A 23,056-nucleotide genomic window follows, 5' to 3' on the forward strand; every position below is an offset into this window, starting at 1 on the left:
TTCGCGAGCAAGCCCGCTCCCACAGTTTTTAACCGAGTAAGTCCTTCAGGACCTGGGTGAAGGCGCGATTACTTTCTTCCTCGCCGGCATGATGCCCATCCCGCACCACCCACTTCCCGTTCACCAACACATCCCGCACTTGCCGATCCCCGCCCGCGAACAGCCAACGATTCAGAATCCCATCCTCGGTCGCCGTTGCCAGGTACGGATCGCTACCATCCAGCACCAACCAATCCGCACGTTTACCCACTTCCAAGCGCCCGATCGGCTGCCCCAGCGCCTGGGTGCCGCCGTCCAGCGCAGCATCAAACAGGGTGCGCCCGACCATCGGTTGATCACTGCGATACAAGCGATTACGCCGCTGATCCCGCAGGCGCTGGCCATATTCCAGCCAACGCAATTCTTCCACCACGCTCAGTGACACATGGCTATCGGAGCCAATGCCCATGCGTCCGCCTTGAGCGAGGAAATCCACCGCCGGGAAAATTCCGTCGCCCAGGTTGGCCTCGGTGGTCAGGCACAAACCGGCAATCGCCCGGCTCTTGGCCATGCGCGTGACTTCATCCGCATCGGCGTGGGTGGCATGCACCAGGCACCAGCGCTCATCCACGTCAACGTTGTCGTACAGCCATTGCAGCGGGCGCTTGCCGCTCCAGGCCAGGCAGTCTTCGACTTCTTTTTGCTGCTCGGCGATGTGGATATGCACCGGGCACGCCTTGTCGCTGCCGGCCATTACGGCGTTGATTTGTTCGGGTGTGACAGCACGCAGGGAGTGGAAGCACAGGCCCAACTGCTGCGCAGGCTGTGCGGCGAGGATGGGTTTCAACTGTGTCTGCAGGTCCAGGTAGTGGTCCGTGCTGTTGATAAACCGCCGCTGGCCGTCATTCGGCGCCTGCCCGCCAAACCCGGAATGGGTATAGAGCACTGGCAGCAACGTCAGGCCGATCCCGCTGCTGGCGGCTGCCTGGCTGATCTGCCGCGACAACTCGGTGCGATCCCCATAGGGCTGACCGCTGACGTCGTGATGCACGTAGTGAAATTCCGCCACCGAGGTATAGCCCGCCTTGAGCATCTCGATATACAGCTGACGGGCGATGACCTGGAGTTGCTCCGGGTTGATCTTGCCGACCATGCGGTACATCAGGTCGCGCCAGGTCCAGAAACTGTCATTGGGGTTGCCGGCCACTTCGGCCAAACCGGCCATGGCGCGCTGGAATGCGTGGGAGTGCAGATTCGGCATGCCCGCTAAAACCGGGCCTCTGAGCCGTTCGGCACCCTCTGCACTGGCGTTGGCCGCAACCTGTGTCAGCAAGCCATGGGCGCTGACTTCAAGACGTACATTATTGGCCCATCCATTAGGCAGCAGTGCGCGTTCGGCAAAGAAGGCGGACATGATCAAGGCACCCCGGTCGTGTGTTTATTTGTATATACATATACAGACGTTTGCCTGCTCGGTAAACTCCGGCAATCTATGCATCTTTTCCCTCTGCAAGGATTCCCCGTGCCGACTCCGCCCGCCAACTCTTCGCTGGCTGCCCACATGGACGAAAGTCCGGCGCCCTTGTATGCCCGCGTCAAACAGATGATCAGCCAGCAGATCCTCAACGGCAACTGGCCACCCCATTACCGTGTGCCCTCCGAGAGCGAGTTGGTCAGCGAGCTGGGTTTCAGCCGCATGACCATCAACCGCGCCCTGCGTGAACTCACCGCCGAAGGGTTGCTGGTACGCATGCAAGGTGTCGGTACGTTCGTTGCCGAGCCCAAAAGCCAGTCGGCGCTGTTCGAAGTGCACAACATTGCCGATGAGATCGCCTCCCGCGGTCATCGGCATACGTGCCAGGTCATCACCCTGGGCGAAGAGGCTGCCGGTTCCGAGCGCGCCGTCGCCCTGGAAATGCGCGAAGGCGGGCGGGTGTTCCACTCGTTGATCGTGCATTTCGAAAACGACATCCCCGTGCAAATCGAAGACCGCTTCGTCAACGCCCTGGTCGCGCCGGAATACCTGCAACAGGATTTCACCCAACAGACCCCTTACGCCTATTTGAACCAGGTGGCACCGCTGACCGAAGGCGAACACGTAGTCGAGGCGATCCTTGCCGATGCTTCCGAGTGCGCACTGTTGCAGATCGAACCCACCGAGCCGTGCCTGTTGATTCGCCGTCGCACCTGGTCAGGTCGCCAACCGGTGACCGCCGCGCGGTTGATCCACCCCGGTTCCCGTCACAGCCTGGAAGGACGTTTCAGTAAATGAGTGCAGTGAACGTCTGGCGCGCCGCTGACTACGTACGCATGCCGTGGAAAAACGGCGGCGGCAGCACCGAAGAAATCACCCGTGACGCGGGCACTGGGCTGGAGGGTTTTGGCTGGCGCCTGTCGATTGCCGATATCGCCGAATCCGGCGGCTTCTCCACCTTTCCCGGCTACCAGCGCGTGATCACCGTGATCCAGGGTGCGGGCATGGTGTTGACGGTAGATGGCGAAGAGCAGCGCGGGCTGTTACCGCTGCAAGCGTTTGCGTTCAAGGGTGATAGCCAAGTCGAGTGCCGCCTGATCACCGGACCGATTCGCGATTTCAACCTGATCTATTCGCCAGCGCGCTATCACGCGCGGTTGCAGTGGATCGACGGTGAGCAGCGTTTTTTCAGTACGGCGCAGACAGTGTTGGTGTTTAGCGTGGCGGATGAAGTGAAGGTGTTGGGTGAGAAGCTTGGGCATCATGATTGCCTTCAAGTTGACGGTAACACTGGCCTGCTGGATATCTCCGTAGCTGGCCGCAGCTGTGTAATCGAACTGACCCAACGCGGTTAAAAAATGTGGGAGCGGGCTTGCTCGCGAATGCGGTGTATCAGTACCAAATGAGCTGGCTGACCCTCCGCATTCGCGAGCAAGCCCGCTCCCACATTTGTTTTGTGGTGTTCACAAGATCTGTTTCTAACCTCCGCACCACTTTGTTACCGAATGCCCCAGCGTGGCGCAAAACCCTGCTGGCGATACAAACATCCCCCGCGACAAACCTCTCCCGTAAGAAATTTCCTCAACCCTCGAAGGCTTAATTTCCAAGGCTCCCACACCTATTTCCAAAAAATCTCAACATAGCCCTCAGAAAGTTGGCCGCTAGATTGCATATGCTTGTATGTACAAGTAAAGATGTGTGCGTAAGAGTCCCTTCGCACCAATCAAGCATGCGCATCGATCGCTGAGGAGTTCTTGCTGTGACCAAGCCTACTAAATACCGTGATGTCGAAATTCGCGCCGCCCACGGTAACAAGCTCACTGCCAAAAGCTGGCTGACGGAAGCGCCGCTGCGCATGCTGATGAACAACCTCGACCCGCAAGTGGCCGAGAACCCGAAAGAACTGGTGGTGTACGGCGGCATTGGCCGTGCGGCGCGCAACTGGGAGTGCTACGACCAGATCGTCGAGAGCCTCACCCACCTGAATGACGACGAAACCCTGCTGGTTCAATCCGGCAAGCCGGTCGGCGTGTTCAAGACCCACAGCAACGCCCCTCGCGTACTGATCGCCAACTCCAACCTGGTACCGCACTGGGCCAGTTGGGAGCACTTCAACGAACTGGATGCCAAGGGCCTGGCCATGTACGGCCAGATGACCGCCGGCAGCTGGATCTACATCGGCAGCCAGGGCATCGTGCAGGGCACCTACGAAACCTTCGTCGAAGCCGGTCGCCAGCACTACAACAGCGACCTGACCGGCCGCTGGGTTCTCACCGCAGGCCTCGGCGGCATGGGCGGTGCGCAACCGTTGGCTGCCACCCTGGCCGGCGCCTGCTCGTTGAACATCGAGTGCCAGCAGGTCAGCATCGATTTCCGCCTCAACAGCCGCTATGTCGACGAGCAAGCCACCGACCTCGACGACGCCCTGGCGCGCATCGCCAAATACACCCAGGAAGGCAAGGCCATCTCCATCGCCCTGCTGGGCAACGCTGCCGAGATCCTGCCGGAACTGGTCAAGCGCGGCGTGCGCCCGGACATGGTCACCGACCAGACCAGCGCCCACGACCCCCTCAACGGCTACCTGCCCGCCGGCTGGACCTGGGACGAATACCGCGCCCGCGCCAAGACCGAACCGGCTGCGGTGATCAAGGCCGCCAAGCAGTCGATGGCCCTGCACGTCAAAGCCATGCTGGACTTCCAGAAGCAAGGCATCCCCACCTTCGACTACGGCAACAACATCCGCCAGATGGCCCAGGAAGAAGGCGTGGAAAACGCCTTCGATTTCCCGGGTTTCGTACCGGCCTACATCCGCCCGCTGTTCTGCCGTGGCATCGGCCCGTTTCGCTGGGCGGCGCTGTCCGGCGACCCGCAGGACATCTACAAGACCGACGCCAAAGTCAAAGCGCTTATCCCCGACGACGCCCACCTGCACAACTGGCTGGACATGGCCCGCGAGCGCATCAGCTTCCAGGGCCTGCCGGCACGTATCTGCTGGGTGGGTCTGGGCCAGCGCGCCAAGCTCGGCCTGGCGTTCAACGAAATGGTGCGCAGTGGCGAGCTGTCGGCGCCGGTCGTCATCGGCCGTGACCACCTCGACTCCGGCTCGGTAGCCAGCCCCAACCGCGAAACCGAAGCCATGCAGGATGGCTCCGACGCCGTGTCCGACTGGCCGCTGCTCAACGCCTTGCTCAACACCGCCAGCGGCGCGACCTGGGTGTCGCTGCACCACGGTGGCGGCGTGGGCATGGGCTTCTCCCAGCATTCGGGCATGGTGATCGTCTGCGACGGTACCGACGAAGCCGCCGAGCGTATTGCGCGTGTACTGCATAACGACCCGGCGACTGGGGTGATGCGTCATGCCGATGCCGGTTACCAGATCGCCATCGACTGCGCCAAAGAGCAGGGCCTCAATCTCCCGATGATCACAGGCTGATACCTCCACTGTAGGAGCGAGCTTGCTCGCGAAAAAGGTACATCCGACGCAGCTGTGCGCCTGAAATACCTTCGCGAGCAAGCTCGCTCCTACAGAAAAGATAAACCCGAACAATCCATCAGAGGTTGAACCGCCATGGCTGCAAATGACACCAACCCGTTGATCGAGAAACGTTCGATCGACTACATCCCGGAAGCGGAAAGACACGGTCGTCTGTTCAGCCAGTTCACCCTGTGGATGGGTGCCAACCTGCAGATCACCGCGATTGTCACCGGGGCGCTGGCCGTGGTGTTGGGCGGTGATGTGTTCTGGTCGTTGATTGGCCTGTTGGTCGGCCAACTGATCGGCGGCGGCGTGATGGCGTTGCATGCGGCGCAAGGCCCCAAGTTGGGCCTGCCGCAGATGATCTCCAGCCGGGTGCAGTTTGGTGTCTATGGCGCGGCAATTCCGATCGTGCTGGTGTGCTTGATGTACCTGGGGTTCACCGCCACCGGCACCGTACTGTCCGGGCAGGCGTTGGGGCAGTTGTTTGGGGTCAGTGACAGTGTCGGCATCCTGATTTTCGCCAGTGTCATCGTGCTGGTCACGGTGCTGGGCTACCGGGTGATCCACTTCATCGGGCGTGTTGCCAGCGTCATTGGGGTGGTTGCCTTTGTCTACCTGTTCAGCCGCTTGATGAGCCAGACCGATGTGGGCGCACTCTTGCAAATCCGCCACTTCAGCTGGAGCAGTTTCCTGCTGGCGGTGTCGCTCGCGGCCTCCTGGCAGATCGCCTTCGGCCCTTATGTGGCGGACTACTCACGTTACCTGCCGAGCAGCACATCGTCGGTGAAAACCTTTTTCGCCGCAGGCTTGGGCTCGGTGATTGGCGCCCAGGTGGCGATGATCCTCGGTGTGTTTGCCGCCGCCATGTCCAACGGGCAATTCGCCGGTCATGAAGTGGCCTACATCGTCGGCTTGAGCGGCACGGGGGCCACCGCGGCGCTGCTGTATTTCAGCATCGCGTTCGGAAAAGTCACCATTTCCACGCTCAATTCCTACGGCAGCTTCATGTGCATCGCCACCATCATCAGCGGCTTTCGTGGTCGGCTGGAGGTCACGCGTTTGCAACGCCTGGTGTTTGTACTGGTGATTGTCGGCACGGCGACGCTGATCGCGCTGCTCGGCCAGCACTCGTTCCTCAGTGCATTCAAGTCGTTCATCTTGTTCTTGCTGGCGTTCTTCACGCCCTGGAGCGCGATCAACCTGGTGGACTACTACTGCATCACCCGCGAGCGCTATGACGTGCCGGCGCTGGCCGACCCGAACGGTCGCTATGGCCGTTGGAACCTGCTGGGTATCAGCGTGTATGTCTTTGGCGTGCTGGTGCAGTTGCCGTTCATCTCCACCAAGTTCTACACCGGCCCGTTGGTGGCTGCGCTGGGTGATGTGGACATCTCCTGGATCATCGGTTTGGTGCTGCCCGCCGCCGTGTATTACCTGTGTGCGAAAAAATGGCACGCCAGCGTGCCCGATCAATTGATCCTGCCAACAGAGCAGGGCGCCGCACCCACAACAACCGGGCTGGTGGCACAAGCCTGATGGGACGTGGACAGGGCTGGATGCCTACTGACTGCCGTAATCCATTTCAAGATTGGGAGCGTCACAACAATGAAAATGCATAAAACCCTGTTGGCCACCTTGTTCTCTGCGAGCGTGCTGGCCTCGGCTGGCGCCCAGGCGGCCGGCTGGTGCGAGTCCGGCAAACCGGTGAAATTCGCGGGCCTGAACTGGGAGAGCGGCATGTTGCTCACCGACATCCTGCAAACCGTGCTGGAAAAAGGCTACGACTGCAAAACCGACAGCCTGCCGGGCAACTCCATCACCATGGAAAACGCCCTGAGCAGTAACGACATCCAGGTGTTTGCCGAAGAATGGGTCGGCCGCAGCGAAGTCTGGAACAAGGCCGAGAAGGCCGGCAAAGTCGTTGGCGTCGGCGCGCCGGTTGTCGGTGCCATCGAAGGCTGGTACGTGCCGCGCTACGTGATCGAAGGTGACGCCAAGCGCAAGCTGGAAGCCAAGGCGCCAGACCTGAAAAACATCGCCGACCTGGCCAAGTACGCTTCGGTCTTCAAGGACCAGGAAGAACCGTCCAAGGGCCGCTTCTACAACTGCCCGGCCGGCTGGACCTGCGAGCTGGACAACAGCGAAATGCTCAAAAGTTACGGCCTGGAAAATTCCTACACCAACTTCCGCCCAGGCACTGGCCCGGCGCTGGATGCGGCGGTGCTGTCGAGCTACAAGCGCGGCGAGCCGATCCTGTTCTACTACTGGTCGCCAACGCCGCTGATGGGCCAGGTCGACCTGGTGAAACTTGAAGAAAAACCCGGCGTGGATAAGAGCGTGAGTATCAAGGTCGGCCTGTCCAAGACCTTCCACGAGCAAGCCCCGGAACTGGTGGCCGTGCTGGAAAAGGTCAACCTGCCGATCGACCTGCTGAACCAAAATCTGGGCCGCATGGCCAAGGAACGCATTGAGTCGCCGAAACTGGCGAAAATTTTCCTCAAGGAACATCCTGAGGTCTGGCACGCCTGGGTGAGTGAAGACGCGGCCAAGAAAATCGACGCGGCCTTGTAGGTCAAGCGTGCCCGGCTACCCTGAGGGGGCGGCCGGGCGCCTGGCCACAACCCATTGGATCGAGAGCACGATATGTTTCCTGAGAGTTTTACGTTTTCCATCGCCGACTGGGTCAACGGTTGGGTGGACTCACTGGTCACCAACTACGGCGATGTGTTCCGGCACATCTCCGACACCCTGCTGTGGGCCATCGTCAACCTGGAAGGGCTGCTGCGCGCGGCGCCCTGGTGGTTGATGCTGGCCATCGTCGGTGGTGTTGCCTGGCACGCCACACGCAAGGTGCTGACCACGGCGGTGATCGTCGGCTTGCTGTTCCTGGTGGGCGCGGTTGGCCTGTGGGACAAGCTGATGCAAACGCTGGCCCTGATGATGGTCGCCACGGTGATCTCGGTGCTGATCGGCATCCCGCTGGGCATCCTCTCGGCGCGCAGCAACCGCCTACGTTCGGTGCTGATGCCGCTGCTGGACATCATGCAAACCATGCCCAGCTTCGTGTACCTGATCCCGGTTTTGATGCTGTTCGGCCTGGGCAAAGTCCCGGCGATTTTCGCCACGGTGATCTACGCCGCGCCGCCGCTGATTCGCCTCACCGACCTGGGTATTCGCCAGGTTGACGGCGAAGTCATGGAAGCCATCAACGCCTTCGGTGCCAACCGCTGGCAGCAACTGTTCGGCGTGCAATTGCCGCTGGCGCTGCCAAGCATCATGGCCGGTATCAACCAGACGACCATGATGGCCCTGTCGATGGTGGTCATCGCCTCGATGATCGGCGCCCGTGGCCTGGGTGAGGACGTGCTTGTCGGCATCCAGACCCTCAACGTCGGGCGCGGCCTTGAAGCCGGCTTGGCGATCGTGATTCTCGCAGTGGTCATCGACCGCATAACCCAGGCCTATGGTCGTCCACGGCATGAGGCGAGCAAATGACTACCGTCAGCAAAATCGAAGTTAAAAACGTCTTCAAGATCTTCGGCGCCCGCTCCAAGGACGCGCTGACGCTGATTGGCCAGGGCAAGACCAAGGACCAGGTGCTGGCCGAGACCGGCTGCGTGGTCGGCGTGAACGACCTGTCGTTGAGCATCGGCACGGGTGAGATCTTTGTGATCATGGGCCTGTCGGGTTCCGGCAAGTCCACCCTGGTGCGCCACTTCAACCGCCTGATCGATCCTACCAGTGGCGCGATCCTGGTGGACGGCGAAGACATCTTGCAACTGGACATGGAAGCCCTGCGTCAATTTCGTCGGCACAAGATCAGCATGGTGTTCCAGAGCTTCGGCCTGCTGCCCCACAAGAGCGTGCTCGACAACGTTGCCTACGGCCTGAAAGTGCGTGGCGAAAGCAAACAGGTCTGCGCCGAACGCGCCCTGCACTGGATCGAAACCGTGGGCCTCAAGGGCTACGAAAACAAATACCCGCACCAACTCTCCGGCGGCATGCGCCAGCGCGTCGGCCTGGCCCGTGCGTTGGCGGCCGACACCGACATCATCCTGATGGACGAAGCGTTCAGCGCCCTCGACCCGCTGATCCGCGCCGAAATGCAGGACCAGTTGCTGGAGCTGCAAAAGACCCTGCACAAGACCATCGTGTTCATCACCCACGACCTCGACGAGGCCGTGCGCATCGGTAACCGCATTGCGATTCTCAAAGACGGCAAGTTGATCCAGGTCGGCACGCCGCGCGAGATTCTGCATTCGCCGGCAGATGAGTATGTGGACCGGTTTGTTCAGCGGCGGGCGGCGGTGGTTTGAGCCAAAAGGTGTGGTGCGGCTGCTGGCCCTTTCGCGAGCAAGCCCGCTCCCACAGGAGAATGCATTCCAAATGTGGGAGCGGGCTTGCTCGCGAAGAGGCCGGCAAAGCCACACAAAAATTCAAGAAGGTATGAAGATGTCCCAGCCAACAACAATCACCATCGCCAACACCCCATTACGTTGGCAGGACGTAGTCGCCGTCGCCCGCCATGGCGCCACCCTGGAACTCTCAGGCCAAGCCTGGGCCCGCATCGACAATGCCCAGGCCATCGTGCAGCGCATCGTCACCAGCGGCGAACGCGCCTATGGCGTCAACACCGGCCTGGGCGCGTTGTGCAATGTCTCGCTTGAGGGCGAACAACTCAGCCAGCTGTCGCGCAACACGCTGCTGAGCCACGCCTGCGGCGTCGGCCCGGTACTGAGCGACGAGCAGACTCGCGCAATCATCTGCGCCGCCATCATCAATTACAGCCAGGGCAAATCCGGCCTGCATCCCCAGGTGGTGCATGCATTGCTGGCGCTGCTCAACCACGGCATCACGCCGCAGGTGCCGTCCCAGGGTTCGGTGGGTTATTTGACCCACATGGCCCACGTCGGCGTGGCGCTGCTGGGTGTAGGCAATGTGAGTTACCGGGGCCAGATCGTTGCGGCGCAACAGGCGTTAAACGCCGAAGGTTTTCAGCCGGTGGTGCTGGGCGCCAAGGACGGCCTGTGCCTGGTCAACGGCACGCCGTGTATGACCGGCCTGAGCTGCCTGGCCCTGGCCGATGCCCATCATTTACTGCAATGGGCCGACGTGATCGGCGCCATGAGCTTCGAAGCCCAGCGCGGGCAAATCGACGCGTTTGACGAAGAAATCATCGCCCTCAAACCGCACCCCGGCATGCAACACGTGGGCATCAACCTGCGCGCCTTGCTCGATGGCAGCGAAGTGATCGCCAGCAGCAAGGGCATTCGCACCCAAGACGCCTTGAGCATCCGCTCGATCCCGCAGATCCACGGCGCCGCCCGTGACCAGGTGGAACATGCCACCCGCCAGATCGAGACCGAACTCAACAGCGCCACCGACAACCCGCTGCTGCTGGGCACCCCGGACCATTACCGCGTGGTGTCCCAGGCCAACCCTCACGGGCAATCGGTGGCACTGGCGGCAGACATGCTTGCCATTGCCATGGCCGAAATCGGCTCGGTGGCCGAGCGCCGCCTGGACCGCCTGATCAACCCCCACGTCAGCGGCTTGCCGGCGTTCCTGGTCAGCAACCCCGGGGTCAACTCCGGGATGATGATCGTGCAATACGTCGCCGCGTCCCTGTGTGGGCAAAACCGCCAGTTGGCGCAACCGGCGGTACTCGACAACTTTGTCACCTCGGGCCTGCAGGAAGACCACCTGAGCATGGGCACCAACGCCGCGCTCAAGCTGCACCAGGTGTTGGCTAACGTCACGCAGATCCTCGCCATCGAGTACTTGCTGGCGGCCCAGGCATTCGAGTTCTTGAAAGACCAACGTTTTGGCGCTGGCACCGGCCACGCCTGGCGTTTGCTGCGTGAAGTGGTCTCGGCCTATGAGCAGGACCGTTGGCTGGCGCCGGATATTGCGGCCGCCGCTCAGCTACTCAAAGACACCGCATTACCGAATTTGCACTAAAAAATAATCACAAGGAGCACGAACGTGACTGCGCTAACTCTGACCCCAGGCCAACTGAGCCTTGCCCAACTGCGGGCCATCTACCAGCAGCCCGTGACCCTCAGCCTGGATGACAGCGCCACGGCGCAGATTGACGCCAGCGTGGCCTGCGTAGAGCAGATTCTCGCCGAGAACCGCACCGCCTACGGCATCAATACCGGCTTCGGCCTGCTGGCCTCCACGCGCATTGCCAGCGAAGACCTGGAAAACCTCCAGCGTTCCCTGGTGCTGTCCCATGCCGCCGGTGTCGGTGAGCCCATCAGCGATGCGTTGGTGCGGCTGGTCATGGTGCTCAAGGTCAACAGCCTCAGCCGTGGGTTCTCGGGTATTCGTCGCCAGGTGATCGACGCGTTGATCGCGCTGATCAACGCAGAGGTGTACCCGCATATTCCGTTGAAAGGTTCGGTGGGCGCTTCCGGTGACTTGGCGCCGTTGGCGCACATGTCCCTGGTGCTGCTGGGCGAAGGCAAGGCGCGCTACAAAGGTGAATGGCTGGAAGCGACCCAAGCGCTGAAAGTCGCGGGCCTTGCGCCGCTGACCCTCGCCGCCAAAGAAGGCCTGGCGCTGCTCAACGGCACCCAGGTGTCCACCGCCTACGCCCTGCGTGGCCTGTTCGAAGGCGAAGATCTGTTTGCAGGCGCCCTGGCTTGCGGCGGCCTTACCGTGGAAGCGGTGCTGGGTTCGCGCTCGCCATTCGACGCACGTATTCATGCCGCTCGCGGCCAGCGCGGGCAGATCGATTCGGCAGCCGCTTATCGCGACTTGCTGGGTGAGAGCAGCCAGGTGTCCCAGTCACACCAGAACTGCGACAAGGTGCAAGACCCGTACTCCCTGCGCTGCCAGCCACAGGTCATGGGCGCCTGCCTGACCCAGTTGCGCCAGGCGGCCGAGGTGCTCGTGGTAGAAGCCAACGCCGTGTCGGATAACCCGCTGGTGTTTGCTGCCGAAGGCGATGTGATCTCCGGCGGTAACTTCCACGCGGAACCTGTGGCCATGGCTGCCGACAACATGGCGCTGGCCATTGCCGAAATCGGCTCCCTGAGCGAGCGGCGTATCTCGCTGATGATGGACAAGCACATGTCCCAACTGCCGCCGTTTCTGGTGGGCAATGGCGGGGTCAACTCCGGCTTCATGATCGCCCAGGTGACCGCCGCCGCCCTCGCCAGCGAAAACAAGGCACTGGCCCATCCCCATAGCGTCGACAGCATCCCGACTTCCGCCAACCAGGAAGACCACGTGTCCATGGCCCCGGCTGCCGGCAAACGCTTGTGGGAAATGGCCGAAAACACCCGTGGCATCCTCGCCGTGGAATGGCTGGCCGCGTGCCAGGGCCTGGACCTGCGTGAAGGCCTGAAAACCTCGCCCAAGCTGGAACAAGCCCGCGGCATCCTGCGCAGCAAAGTCGCCTTTTATGACAAAGACCGTTTCTTCGCACCGGACATCATCGCCGCCAGCGAACTGCTCGCCAGCCGCTGCCTGAATGAGCTGGTGCCAGCCAACCTGCTGCCTAGCCTATAACCTTGTAGGAGCGAGCTTGCTCGCGAAAATATCAAGACCGCCACGGGGCGTCAGACTCCCCGCGTCATCGTTGACGTTCTTCGCGAGCAAGCTCGCTCCTACAGGGGCTAATCATCACTAACGGAGGCGTTGATGAAGACCCTTTGGCAAAACTGCCACGTTGCAACCATGGCGGGTGGCACCTACTCGATCATCGAGGATGCCGCTTTGGTTACCGCAGGTTCGCTCATCGAGTGGATCGGCCCGCGCAGCCAAGCCCCTACGGCGGACTACACCCAGGTGCATGACCTGCAAGGCGCGTGGGTCACCCCTGGCCTGATCGACTGCCACACCCACACCGTGTTTGGTGGCAATCGCAGTGGCGAATTCGAGCAGCGCCTGCAAGGCGTGAGCTACGCCGAGATCGCCGCCCAGGGCGGCGGTATTGCCAGCACCGTGCGCGCCACCCGCGCCGCCAGTGAAGATGAACTGTTCGCAAGCGCCCATAAACGCCTGCGCAGTTTGCTGCGCGACGGCGTGACTACCGTAGAGATCAAGTCCGGCTACGGCCTGGACCTGGCCAACGAACGCAAGATGCTGCGCGTGGCCCGTCGCCTCGGCGAAGCGCTGCCGGTGAGCGTGCGCGCCACTTGCCTCGCGGCCCATGCCTTGCCGCCGGAGTACAAGGACCGCGCTGACGACTACATCGAGCATATCTGCACCGAGATGCTGCCTGCCCTGGCGGCCGAAGGGCTGGTGGACGCGGTGGATGCATTCTGCGAATACCTGGCGTTCTCTACCGAGCAGGTGGAGCGCGTGTTCAAGGTCGCCCAGCAATTGGGGTTGCCGGTGAAGCTGCACGCCGAACAACTCTCGTCGCTGCACGGCTCCAGCCTGGCGGCGCGGTATCAGGCGTTGTCGGCGGACCATCTGGAGTTCATGACCGAAGAAGACGCCATCGCCATGGCCGCCTCGGGCACGGTCGCCGTGTTGCTGCCGGGGGCGTTCTACTTTTTGCGTGAAACCCAATTGCCGCCGATGGACGCCCTGCGCAAGCACAGCGTGAAGATCGCCATCGCCAGCGACCTAAACCCCGGTACCTCGCCAGCGTTGTCGGTGCGCCTGATGTTGAACATGGCCTGCACCTTGTTCCGCATGACCCCGGAAGAAGCTCTGGCCGGCGCTACCCAACATGCGGCGACCGCGCTGGGCATGGGCCACACCCATGGCTCGCTGGAAGTGGGCAAGGTCGCCGATTTTGTCGCCTGGCAGATTGATCGTCCCGCCGACCTGGCCTACTGGCTGGGGGGTGAGTTGGATAAACGCGTCGTACGCCATGGCGTCGACGTCTGTGTATAAGGAGCACTGCTGTGGATAAGGTTCTGACGTTCAAACAAGGCCGTGTACCGCTGCTGATCAGCATGCCCCACGCCGGCCTGCGCCTGACGCCCACCGTGCAGGCGGGGCTGATCCCCGAGGCCCAAAGCCTGCCGGACACCGACTGGCACATCCCCACGCTGTATGACTTCGCCGAAGAGCTGGGGGCCAGCACCCTGGCGGCGGAGTATTCGCGTTTTGTGATCGACCTGAACCGCCCGTCCGATGACAAACCGTTGTACGCCGGTGCTACCACCGGCCTGTACCCGGCAACGTTGTTCGACGGCGTACCGCTGTTTATCGAGGGGCAGGCGCCGAGCGAGACAGAACGCGCCGGTTACCTGCAGAAAATCTGGGGCCCGTACCATCGGACCCTGCAAGAAGAGCTGGCGCGGCTCAAGGCTGAGTTTGGCTATGCGCTGTTATTCGATGCGCATTCGATTCGTTCGGTCATCCCGCATCTGTTTGACGGCAAGCTGCCGGACTTCAACCTAGGCACCTTCAACGGCGCCGCGTGTGATCCTGAGCTGGCCCGCCAGCTGGAAGCCATCTGCGCCGAGCATCCGCAGTACACCCATGTGCTAAACGGGCGCTTCAAAGGCGGGCATATCACCCGGCACTACGGCAACCCGGCCCAAGACATTCATGCGGTGCAGCTGGAGTTGTGCCAGAGCACTTATATGGAAGAGGTCGAGCCGTTCCGCTATCGGCCGGATTTGGCAGGGCCGACACAGTTGGTGCTCAAGCAACTGCTGGAAGCGTTTTTAGCCTGGGGGCAAAAGCGTTACGGCTGAAACCGCTATCGCAGGCAAGCCAGCTCCCACGTTCGACCGCATTCTCATGCTGGAACTCGGTCACTGTGGGAGCTGGCTTGCCTGCGATGAGGCCCTCACAGTCGCCCCAGTGCAACTGCCCGTCGCCACAGTTCGTGTCACCCCCCACCTCACTGCGTAAGGTTGTGAAATAAAAACAGCCGAGTGAGCCCACACCCATGAAAAAACTGTTGTTGCCCCTCATCGGCGTCGCACTGCTCAGTGCACAAGCCATGGCCGCCGAACCGGCCTCCTGCAAAAGCATCCGCATGGGCGTGGTCAGTTGGACTGACGTCATCGCCACCTCCGGCATGGCCGATGTGCTGTTCAACGGCTTGGGCTACGACAGCAAACAGACCAGCGCCGTCCAGCAGATCATCTTTGCCGGCATCCGCGACAAGCGCCTGGATATCTTCCTCGGCTACTGGAAGCCGGCGATGGACACCAACATCGCACCGTTCTTGGCGGCCGGGCAGGTCAAGGTCTTGGATAAGCCCAGCCTCGCCGATGCCCAGGCGACGCTGGCCGTGCCGCAATACGTGGCCGATGCAGGCTTGAAGCGCTTTGCTGATATTGCTCGCTTCAAAGACAAGCTGGGCGGCAAGCTCTATGGCATCGAGCCCGGTAGCGGTGCCAATACCGATATCCAAAAGATGATCGACACCAACCACTTCGGCCTCGGCGGTTTCAAACTCGTGGCCTCCGGCGAGGCGGGCATGCTGGCGGCGGTGCAGCGTGCGGTGAACCGCAAGGAGTTCGTGGTGTTTGTCGGTTGGACCCCGCACCCGATGAACATCAATATGAAAATGACCTACCTCACTGGCAGCGAAGATGTGTTCGGCCCCAACGAAGGCCGCGCCACCGTGTCCACCGTCACCGCGCCGGATTTCGCCGAGCGTTGTCCGAATGCCAATCGTCTGCTGGCAAACCTCACCTTCACCGCCGCCCAGGAAAGCCAACTGATGGTGCCGATCATGGAACGCCAATCGCCCCAGGAAGTGGCCAGGCAATGGTTGCGCGATCATCCCGAGGATTTGCAGCGCTGGCTGGCCGGGGTCACGGCGTTTGATGGCGAGGATGGTGTAGCGGCTGTGCAGGCCAGCCTCAAACCTTGAGCCCTTGCTCGCCAGCCCAAACAACACCGGACAAATGTGGGAGCGGGCTTGCTCGCGAATGCGGTGGGTCAGTCAAAGATGCGCTTACTGACACACCGTATTCGCGAGCAAGCCCGCTCCCACATTTTTGGATTTTCAGCGTTCAGGATATTCGCGTATGTATCCGATTTCTGCACAGCTAGCCGTCTTCGTCGCCAAAACCGAATCCTTCACCAGCACCGACACCTCCCTGGCCGGCCTACGCCAGAACTACGACCGCATGTGCCAGGCATTCGGCCCACCACCGCCACCAGGGCTGCACGTCGAAGACCTTTGCCTGGGCGGCATCGGCGTACGCAGTTACCTGCCAGAATCACCAATCCCTTCCAACGGCTGGCCCTGCCTTCTATATATGCACGGCGGCGGTTGGGTCGTTGGCGGGCTGGATTCCCACGACTTCATCTGCTTTGAATTAGCCAGTGCGTTACAGGTGCTGGTGATCGCCATCGATTATCGCCTGGCGCCTGAACACCCGTTCCCGGCGGCGTACGACGATTGCCGCAGCGTATGGCAGGCGATCCAGGCGGGGCAGGGGCCGCATCCCATCAACCTGCATCGTCTGGTGGTAATGGGCGACAGCGCAGGTGGCAACCTGGCGGCGGCGTTGTGCCTGGGCTTGCGTGATGGCGGGCAACCGCTGCCCAACGCCCAGGTGCTAATTTACCCAGGCCTGGGTGGCCCTGCTGACCTGCCGTCACGACATGATTGCAGTGACGCGCCACTGCTCAGCCGCGCCGACATCGACGACTACTTGGCGCTGTATGTGAACGGCACCGAACAACCATCGCCCTATGCCATGCCGCTGCTGGCCAGCGATTTCAGCGGCTTGCCCAAGGCCTTTATCGCCGTGGCCCAGTTCGACCCGCTGCGCGATGACGGCAGGCTCTACGCCGAACGCCTTCAAGCAGCAGGTGTGGCCACGCAGCTCTGCTCAGGCAAGGGCCTGGTCCACGGCTGCCTGCGGGCGCGGCACCAGGTGCTGGAGGTAGACCGGCTCTACGACGACCTGCTCAATTACCTGAGGAGCGAAGGGCTGACACAGGTCTAAGCGCTCAAGGACATGCTCATTGCACAATTCGGGTTTATAGTGCCAGACGGCAAAATAATAGACGTCCCCCCAGGGATGAACTCGACCCCCTACGGAGCGCGCAATGCAGACTTGGTACCCGCAGATCAAACCCTACGCCCGGCACGATCTGGCCGTCGATGACACCCATACCCTGTACGTCGATGAAAGTGGCTCCCCCGAAGGCTTGCCCGTCGTATTCATCCATGGTGGCCCTGGCGCCGGTTGCGACGCCCAGAGCCGCTGCTATTTCGACCCCAACTTGTACCGCATTGTTACTTTCGACCAGCGTGGTTGCGGCCGCTCCACACCCCGCGCCAGCCTTGAGAACAACACCACCTGGGATCTGGTCGCCGACCTTGAGCGTATCCGTGAGCACCTGGGCATCGACAAATGGGTGCTGTTCGGCGGTTCCTGGGGGTCCACCCTGGCTTTGGCCTACGCACAAACCCACCCTGAGCGCGTGCATGGCCTGATCGTGCGCGGCATCTTCCTGGCGCGTCCCCAGGACATCGAATGGTTCTACCAAGCTGGCGCCAGCCGCCTGTTCCCGGATTACTGGCAGGACTACCTCGCGCCGATCCCCGTTGATGAGCGCCACGACATGATCGCGGCCTACCACAAGCGCCTCACCGGTAACGACCAGATCGCCCAAATGCACGCGGCCAAGGCCTGGTCCGGCTGGGAAGGGCGCATGCTGGGCCTGTGCCCGAGCCCGCAGCATGTGGAGCGGTTTTCCGAGCCACAGCGCGCGCTGTCGATTGCGCGGATCGAGTGCCACTACTTCACCAACAACTCGTTCCTGGAACCCAACCAACTGATTCGCGACATGCACAAGATCGCCCACCTGCCTGGCGTAATCATCCACGGGCGCTACGATATGATCTGCCCGTTGGATAACGCCTGGGAGTTGCACCAGGCCTGGCCCAACAGTGAACTGCAGGTGATTCGCGAAGCCGGCCATGCGGCGTCCGAGCCCGGCATCACCGATGCCTTGGTGCGTGCGACCAGCCAAATGGCCCGTCGCTTGCTCGACTTGCCACCCGAAGAAGCATGAAGGGCCTGTTGCAACGGGTGCGAGGCGCCCGGGTCGAGGTAGAGGGTGAAATTGTCGGGGCGATTGACCAGGGTTTGCTGGTGCTGGTGGCCGTCGAACCTTCGGACACCCCACAAAGCGCCGACAAACTGCTGCACAAGCTGCTTAACTACCGGGTGTTCAGCGACGACGAGGGCAAGATGAACCTGTCCCTCAAAGACGTGGAGGGCGGTTTGTTGCTGGTGTCGCAGTTCACCTTGGCGGCGGACACCAAGAGCGGGCTGCGGCCAAGCTTTACCACTGCAGCCCCGCCGGCCTTGGGAGCGGCGCTTTTCGACCATCTGTTGTTACAAGCGCAACAATTGCATGGCAAGGTGGCGTCCGGACGTTTTGGCGCTGACATGCAGGTGCATTTGGTCAATGATGGCCCTGTGACCTTCCTCTTGCAGACGTGAATGTATTAAAAACGACTTTTAATGCCTAAAAACGCAGGATTTCGCTACAAATACTTCGCTGCCCCTGATGCGTTGTCTCGCGGGCTACTAGATAATCGCGCGCTACGGGGATCAGCGTTGTTTGGTCCATTTTTGACTTAGGTAGAGACTTGTCCGATAGCCTCAGGGGAATCATTTTGACCCGGAGGAGTCGGAACAATGCTCGCCAACCTGGCATATAGATAGCTGGCCGTTGGTTTTTTGATCTGTTTTCGGCGAGGGTTGCTCGTGATTGTTAGTCCCTGTAATGCACCAAAATTGTCTGCCAAACGGTTACGAAACGTACTGGTGACGGGCTCCGCCCTGTTTTGCCTGTTCGGCGCGGGTCAACTGTGGGCATTCAGTCTGGATGATGTGTCGGCCAAGGCAAAAGAGCTGGCCGGGCAGAAATACGAAGCTCCGCGCAGCAATCTGCCGAACGAATTCCGCGAAATGAAGTTTGGTGACTACCAGAAGATTCGTTTCCGCACCGAAAAAGCCGAGTGGGCTGACCAGGACACGCCGTTCAAGCTGTCCTTCTATCACCAGGGTATGCACTTCGATACACCGGTGAAAATCAACGAAGTCACCGCCAACAGCGTCAACGAGATCAAGTACGACCCGACTCGTTTTGATTTTGGCGACGTGAAATTTGATCCTAAAGCCACCGAACAGCTGGGTTATGCCGGTTTCCGTGTGCTGTACCCGATCAACAAGGCCGACAAGCAAGACGAAATCATGACCATGCTTGGCGCCAGCTATTTCCGCGTCGTCGGCAAAGGCCAGTCCTATGGCCTGTCCGCCCGTGGCATGGCGATCGACACGGCATTGCCGTCCGGCGAGGAGTTCCCACGTTTCACCGAGTTCTGGATCGAGCGTCCAAAGCCGGGTGAGAAACAACTGGTGATCTTTGCCCTGCTGGATTCGCCGCGCGCCACCGGCGCCTACCGCCTGACCCTGCGCCCTGGCACCGACACCATTGTCGACGTCAAATCCCAGATGTACCTGCGTGACAAAGTCAGCAAGCTGGGCGTTGCCCCGCTGACCAGCATGTACCTGTTTGGCGCCAACCAGCCTTCCAAAGTGCTGAACTATCGCCGTGAGCTGCACGACTCCAGCGGCCTGTCGATCCATGCCGGCAATGGCGAGTGGATCTGGCGCCCGCTGAACAACCCTAAACACCTGTCGGTCAGCAACTTCTCGGTAGAAAACCCGCGTGGTTTCGGCCTGCTGCAACGTGGCCGCGACTTTAGCCACTACGAAGATCTGGACGACAACTACGACAAGCGCCCAAGCGCCTGGATCGAGCCTGAGGGCGACTGGGGCAAAGGCACCGTCAACCTGGTAGAGATCCCGACCGCCGACGAAACCAACGACAACATCGTTGCCTTCTGGAGCCCCGCAGAGCTGCCGGAAGTCGGCAAGCCACTGGATGTCGCCTATCGTCTGCACTGGACCATGGACGAAAAATCCCTGCACCCGGCTGATAGTGCCTGGGTCAAGCAGACCCTGCGTTCTACCGGTGACGTGAAGCAGTCCAACCTGATCCGCCAGCCAGACGGCAGCGTGGCTTACTTGGTGGATTTCGAGGGCCCGTCCCTCAAGGCCTTGCCTTCGGATGCCCCGGTGCGCAGCCAAGTCAGTGTCGGCGAAAACGCCGAACTGGTTGAAAACAGCGTGCGTTACAACGAGCACACCAAAGGCTGGCGCTTGACCCTGCGCATGAAGATCAAGGACGCAGGCAAGCCGACCGAAATGCGTGCGGCCCTGGTCCAGGACATCGTGAAGGCAGAGCCTGAGAAGGTTTCGACCCAAGTGCTCAAGGCCGACAAAGTACTGGCCAAGCAACACGAGAAGCAGGCCAAGAAAGACGCGAAAGACAAGGAAGCCAAGCAGCCAGAAGCTGCCCCAGCCACGCCGGAGCCGGAAAAGACCGAAAAAGTCCTGACCGAAACCTGGAGCTATCAGTTGCCTGCCGATGAGTAATTCTCAAGTCCAGCCAGAAACTCTGTCCGAGTACCTGGCGCATCTACCGATGAGTGCTGAGCAGCGCGCCGAACTGGCGGGCTGCACATCTTTCACCGAATTGCACGAACGTCTGTCGTCCAAGACCTTTGACGCACCCACCGACGCTGCCCAAGCGTCGGTTGGCCGCCGCTTGAGCCTGAGCACCGCCGAAGAGCTGCAAGACGCCGAAATGCTGGCGCTCGACGCCAGCGGTCGCGTGTGCCTCAAGGCCACGCCACCGATTCGCCGTACCAAGGTGGTGCCTGAGCCTTGGCGCACCAACATCCTGGTGCGCGGCTGGCGCCGGATGACCGGTCGCACCAATCCGCCAAAACCGCCGAAAGACGAACGCGTACTGCCGGCTGCGCGCTGGCGTACCGTGGGTTCGATCCGCCGCTACATCCTGTTGGTGCTGATGCTCGGCCAGACCATCGTCGCTGGCTGGTACATGAAAGGCATCATGCCGTACCAAGGCTGGTCGCTGGTGGACTTCGACGAGATCCGCAACCAGACCCTGCTGCAAACCGCCACCCAGGTACTGCCTTACGCCCTGCAAACCAGCATCCTGATCATGTTCGGGATCTTGTTCTGCTGGGTTTCGGCGGGGTTCTGGACCGCGTTGATGGGCTTCCTGGAACTGCTGACCGGTCACGATAAATACCGTATCTCCGGTAAAAGTGCCGGTGACGAGCCGATTCCCAAAGACGCCCGCACCGCGCTGGTGATGCCGATCTGCAACGAAGACGTGCCCCGGGTATTCGCCGGCCTGCGCGCGACCTTCGAATCGGTGGCCGCCACCGGTGACCTGGACCGCTTCGACTTCTTCGTACTCAGCGACAGTAATGACGCCGACATCTGCATCGCCGAACAGCAAGCCTGGCTCGACGTGTGCCGCGAAGCTGGCGGTTTCGGCAAGATCTTCTACCGCCGCCGTCGCCGTCGCGTAAAGCGTAAGAGCGGCAACCTCGACGACTTCTGCCGTCGCTGGGGCGGTGACTACAAGTACATGGTGGTGCTCGACGCCGACAGCGTGATGAGCGGCGAATGCCTAACCAGCTTGGTGCGTCTGATGGAAGCCACGCCGGATGCCGGGATTATCCAGACCGCGCCGCGTGCGTCGGGCATGGACACCCTGTATGCGCGCATGCAGCAGTTCGCCACTCGTGTGTACGGCCCGCTGTTTACTGCCGGTCTGCACTTCTGGCAGCTGGGTGAATCCCACTACTGGGGTCACAACGCAATCATCCGCATGAAGCCGTTTATCGAGCACTGCGCCCTGGCGCCATTGCCAGGCAAAGGCGCGTTCGCCGGTGCGATTCTCTCCCACGACTTCGTTGAAGCCGCGCTGATGCGCCGTGCCGGCTGGGGCGTGTGGATTGCCTACGACCTGCCGGGCAGCTACGAAGAACTGCCGCCGAACCTTTTGGACGAACTCAAGCGTGACCGTCGCTGGTGCCACGGTAACCTGATGAACTTCCGCCTGTTCCTGGTAAAAGGCATGCACCCGGTGCACCGTGCGGTGTTCCTGACCGGCGTGATGTCCTACTTGTCGGCGCCGTTGTGGTTCCTGTTCCTGGTGTTGTCCACGGCCTTGCTGGCGGTGAATACCCTGATGGAACCGCAGTACTTCATGGCCCCGCGCCAGTTGTACCCGCTGTGGCCGCAATGGCACCCGGACAAGGCGGTGGCGCTGTTCTCCACCACCATCGTGTTGCTGTTCCTGCCTAAGCTGCTGAGCATCATCCTGATCTGGGCCAAGGGCGCGAAAGAGTTCGGTGGCAAGTTCAAGGTGACCTTGTCGATGCTGCTGGAGATGCTGTTCTCCATGCTGCTGGCGCCGGTGCGGATGATCTTCCACACCCGTTTCGTACTGGCCGCGTTCCTCGGCTGGGCCGCGACCTGGAACTCGCCGCAGCGCGACGACGACTCCACCCCATGGAGCGAAGCGGTCAAGCGCCACGGCCCGCAAACCCTGCTGGGCTTCCTGTGGGCGCTGCTGGTGGTGTGGTTGAACCCAAGCTTCCTGTGGTGGCTGGTGCCGATCGTCGGTTCGCTGATGTTGTCGATCCCCGTTTCGGTGATCTCAAGCCGGGTCAAGCTGGGCCTCAAGTCCCGTGACGAGAAACTGTTCCTGATCCCTGAGGAATACAATCCGCCGCAAGCATTGCTGTCCACCGAGAAGTACACCCACGAAAACCGTTGGCATGCACTGAACGACGGCTTTGTGCGGGCGGTGGTCGACCCGCAGCAGAACGCCCTGGCCTGTGCACTGGCGACCTCGCGTCACCGTGAGGCCGAGCCGATCGAGTACCTGCGTGTGGAACGCGTTCGCCATGCCTTGAAGGTCGGCCCTGCCGGTCTCAACAACAACGAACGCGTGGCTTTGCTCAGTGACCCGGTGGCCCTGGCCCGCCTGCACGAGCAGGTCTGGAGCGAAGGGCATGCCGAGTGGCTCGCGGCTTGGCGTGACTCGATCAAGTCCGATCCACACGCGCCTTTGCTGCCGCTGCAACCGTTGTCGTCCCAGGCCCAACCGGCCTGATTCAGATGCCCCCGAGGGTTCTCCTCGGGGGCGTTTCGAACGCTGGTCCTACAGCGTTTTCTGCCCCTTCCCATCAGACTTAACTTATTGTTATTTCGAAACAAAAGACCTTTGTTCGAGACGTTTTTCCGTGCCTGCGGCTGGGTTAGCATCGCCCCCCA

General features: G+C 61.3%; 17 protein-coding genes and 1 pseudogene. 17 read left to right on the plus strand and 1 reads right to left on the minus strand.

Annotated elements, in window-relative coordinates; all coding sequences use genetic code 11:
• Positions 1-28: 28 nt before the first annotated feature.
• Positions 29-1,393: a formimidoylglutamate deiminase gene (locus ACLD1Y_RS27915; RefSeq protein WP_429480913.1), complete on the minus strand. Its 1,365-nt coding sequence runs from the start codon at positions 1,391-1,393 to the stop codon at positions 29-31.
• A gap of 147 nt (positions 1,394-1,540) precedes the next feature.
• On the opposite strand from ACLD1Y_RS27915, the gene hutC reads away from it, so the two are divergent.
• The 17 genes and pseudogenes from hutC to mdoH all read left to right on the plus strand — a co-directional run.
• Positions 1,541-2,251 (plus strand): histidine utilization repressor, encoded by a 711-nt coding sequence (hutC, locus tag ACLD1Y_RS27920; protein WP_185705371.1) that lies wholly within the window; start codon positions 1,541-1,543, stop codon positions 2,249-2,251.
• Positions 2,248-2,808 (plus strand): HutD/Ves family protein, encoded by a 561-nt coding sequence (locus tag ACLD1Y_RS27925; protein WP_429480914.1) that lies wholly within the window; start codon positions 2,248-2,250, stop codon positions 2,806-2,808. Before hutC ends, ACLD1Y_RS27925 begins: the two co-directional genes overlap by 4 nt.
• Before the next feature lie 404 nt (positions 2,809-3,212).
• Complete coding sequence (hutU, locus tag ACLD1Y_RS27930) at positions 3,213-4,886, plus strand: urocanate hydratase (protein WP_429480915.1); 1,674 nt, start codon at positions 3,213-3,215, stop codon at positions 4,884-4,886.
• 135 nt (positions 4,887-5,021) lie between these two features.
• Positions 5,022-6,467, plus strand: coding sequence for a purine-cytosine permease family protein (locus ACLD1Y_RS27935; protein ID WP_429480916.1), 1,446 nt, complete (start codon positions 5,022-5,024; stop codon positions 6,465-6,467).
• Between the two features lie 69 nt (positions 6,468-6,536).
• Positions 6,537-7,502: an ABC transporter substrate-binding protein gene (locus tag ACLD1Y_RS27940; protein WP_429480917.1), complete on the plus strand. Its 966-nt coding sequence runs from the start codon at positions 6,537-6,539 to the stop codon at positions 7,500-7,502.
• A gap of 72 nt (positions 7,503-7,574) precedes the next feature.
• Positions 7,575-8,426: an ABC transporter permease gene (locus ACLD1Y_RS27945; protein WP_017738813.1), complete on the plus strand. Its 852-nt coding sequence runs from the start codon at positions 7,575-7,577 to the stop codon at positions 8,424-8,426.
• Positions 8,423-9,247: a quaternary amine ABC transporter ATP-binding protein gene (locus ACLD1Y_RS27950; protein WP_429480918.1), complete on the plus strand. Its 825-nt coding sequence runs from the start codon at positions 8,423-8,425 to the stop codon at positions 9,245-9,247. The genes ACLD1Y_RS27945 and ACLD1Y_RS27950 overlap by 4 nt, the downstream gene beginning before the upstream one ends.
• Positions 9,248-9,383: 136 nt before the next feature.
• Positions 9,384-10,892 (plus strand): HAL/PAL/TAL family ammonia-lyase, encoded by a 1,509-nt coding sequence (locus ACLD1Y_RS27955; protein ID WP_429480919.1) that lies wholly within the window; start codon positions 9,384-9,386, stop codon positions 10,890-10,892.
• Positions 10,893-10,916: 24 nt separating this feature from the next.
• Positions 10,917-12,449 carry a histidine ammonia-lyase gene (gene hutH / locus ACLD1Y_RS27960; protein ID WP_429480920.1) on the plus strand — a complete coding sequence of 511 codons (1,533 nt, stop codon included), beginning with the start codon at positions 10,917-10,919 and terminating at the stop codon, positions 12,447-12,449.
• 132 nt (positions 12,450-12,581) lie between these two features.
• The gene (gene hutI / locus ACLD1Y_RS27965; protein ID WP_429480921.1) at positions 12,582-13,787 is read left to right on the plus strand and encodes an imidazolonepropionase; all 1,206 of its coding nucleotides are present in this window, start codon (positions 12,582-12,584) and stop codon (positions 13,785-13,787) included.
• 11 nt (positions 13,788-13,798) lie between these two features.
• Positions 13,799-14,599: an N-formylglutamate deformylase gene (hutG, locus tag ACLD1Y_RS27970; protein ID WP_429480922.1), complete on the plus strand. Its 801-nt coding sequence runs from the start codon at positions 13,799-13,801 to the stop codon at positions 14,597-14,599.
• Positions 14,600-14,796: 197 nt separating this feature from the next.
• On the plus strand, positions 14,797-15,732 hold the full coding sequence (locus tag ACLD1Y_RS27975) for a choline ABC transporter substrate-binding protein (protein ID WP_429480923.1): 936 nt from the start codon (positions 14,797-14,799) through the stop codon (positions 15,730-15,732).
• A gap of 157 nt (positions 15,733-15,889) precedes the next feature.
• The gene (locus ACLD1Y_RS27980) at positions 15,890-16,819 is read left to right on the plus strand and encodes an alpha/beta hydrolase (RefSeq protein WP_429480924.1); all 930 of its coding nucleotides are present in this window, start codon (positions 15,890-15,892) and stop codon (positions 16,817-16,819) included.
• Between the two features lie 103 nt (positions 16,820-16,922).
• Entirely contained in the window at positions 16,923-17,894 is a 972-nt protein-coding gene (pip, locus tag ACLD1Y_RS27985) for a prolyl aminopeptidase (protein WP_429480925.1), read from the plus strand.
• Positions 17,891-18,328, plus strand: coding sequence for a D-aminoacyl-tRNA deacylase (gene dtd / locus ACLD1Y_RS27990; RefSeq protein ID WP_429480926.1), 438 nt, complete (start codon positions 17,891-17,893; stop codon positions 18,326-18,328). Before pip ends, dtd begins: the two co-directional genes overlap by 4 nt.
• 324 nt (positions 18,329-18,652) lie before the next feature.
• Entirely contained in the window at positions 18,653-20,332 is a 1,680-nt protein-coding gene (locus ACLD1Y_RS27995; RefSeq protein WP_429480934.1) for a glucan biosynthesis protein G, read from the plus strand.
• Positions 20,325-22,897 (plus strand): annotated as a pseudogene (gene mdoH, locus ACLD1Y_RS28000) (glucans biosynthesis glucosyltransferase MdoH); the annotation flags it as partial. The gene ACLD1Y_RS27995 and the pseudogene mdoH, both read left to right, overlap by 8 nt.
• Between the last annotated feature and the right edge of the window lie 159 nt (positions 22,898-23,056).

The organism is Pseudomonas sp. 18175, assembly GCF_050432925.1.
GTDB lineage: Bacteria > Pseudomonadota > Gammaproteobacteria > Pseudomonadales > Pseudomonadaceae > Aquipseudomonas.

Coding starts and splice junctions, on each gene's coding strand:
- ACLD1Y_RS27975 (WP_429480923.1), top strand. CDS start 14,797: ATGAAAAAACTGTTGTTGCCCCTCATCGGCGTCGCACTGCTCAGTGCA.
- ACLD1Y_RS27955 (WP_429480919.1), top strand. CDS start 9,384: ATGTCCCAGCCAACAACAATCACCATCGCCAACACCCCATTACGTTGG.
- ACLD1Y_RS27980 (WP_429480924.1), top strand. CDS start 15,890: ATGTATCCGATTTCTGCACAGCTAGCCGTCTTCGTCGCCAAAACCGAA.
- ACLD1Y_RS27945 (WP_017738813.1), top strand. CDS start 7,575: ATGTTTCCTGAGAGTTTTACGTTTTCCATCGCCGACTGGGTCAACGGT.
- pip (WP_429480925.1), top strand. CDS start 16,923: ATGCAGACTTGGTACCCGCAGATCAAACCCTACGCCCGGCACGATCTG.
- dtd (WP_429480926.1), top strand. CDS start 17,891: ATGAAGGGCCTGTTGCAACGGGTGCGAGGCGCCCGGGTCGAGGTAGAG.
- ACLD1Y_RS27925 (WP_429480914.1), top strand. CDS start 2,248: ATGAGTGCAGTGAACGTCTGGCGCGCCGCTGACTACGTACGCATGCCG.
- ACLD1Y_RS27935 (WP_429480916.1), top strand. CDS start 5,022: ATGGCTGCAAATGACACCAACCCGTTGATCGAGAAACGTTCGATCGAC.
- hutI (WP_429480921.1), top strand. CDS start 12,582: ATGAAGACCCTTTGGCAAAACTGCCACGTTGCAACCATGGCGGGTGGC.
- hutC (WP_185705371.1), top strand. CDS start 1,541: ATGGACGAAAGTCCGGCGCCCTTGTATGCCCGCGTCAAACAGATGATC.
- ACLD1Y_RS27940 (WP_429480917.1), top strand. CDS start 6,537: ATGAAAATGCATAAAACCCTGTTGGCCACCTTGTTCTCTGCGAGCGTG.
- ACLD1Y_RS27950 (WP_429480918.1), top strand. CDS start 8,423: ATGACTACCGTCAGCAAAATCGAAGTTAAAAACGTCTTCAAGATCTTC.
- ACLD1Y_RS27915 (WP_429480913.1), bottom strand. CDS start 1,393: ATGTCCGCCTTCTTTGCCGAACGCGCACTGCTGCCTAATGGATGGGCC.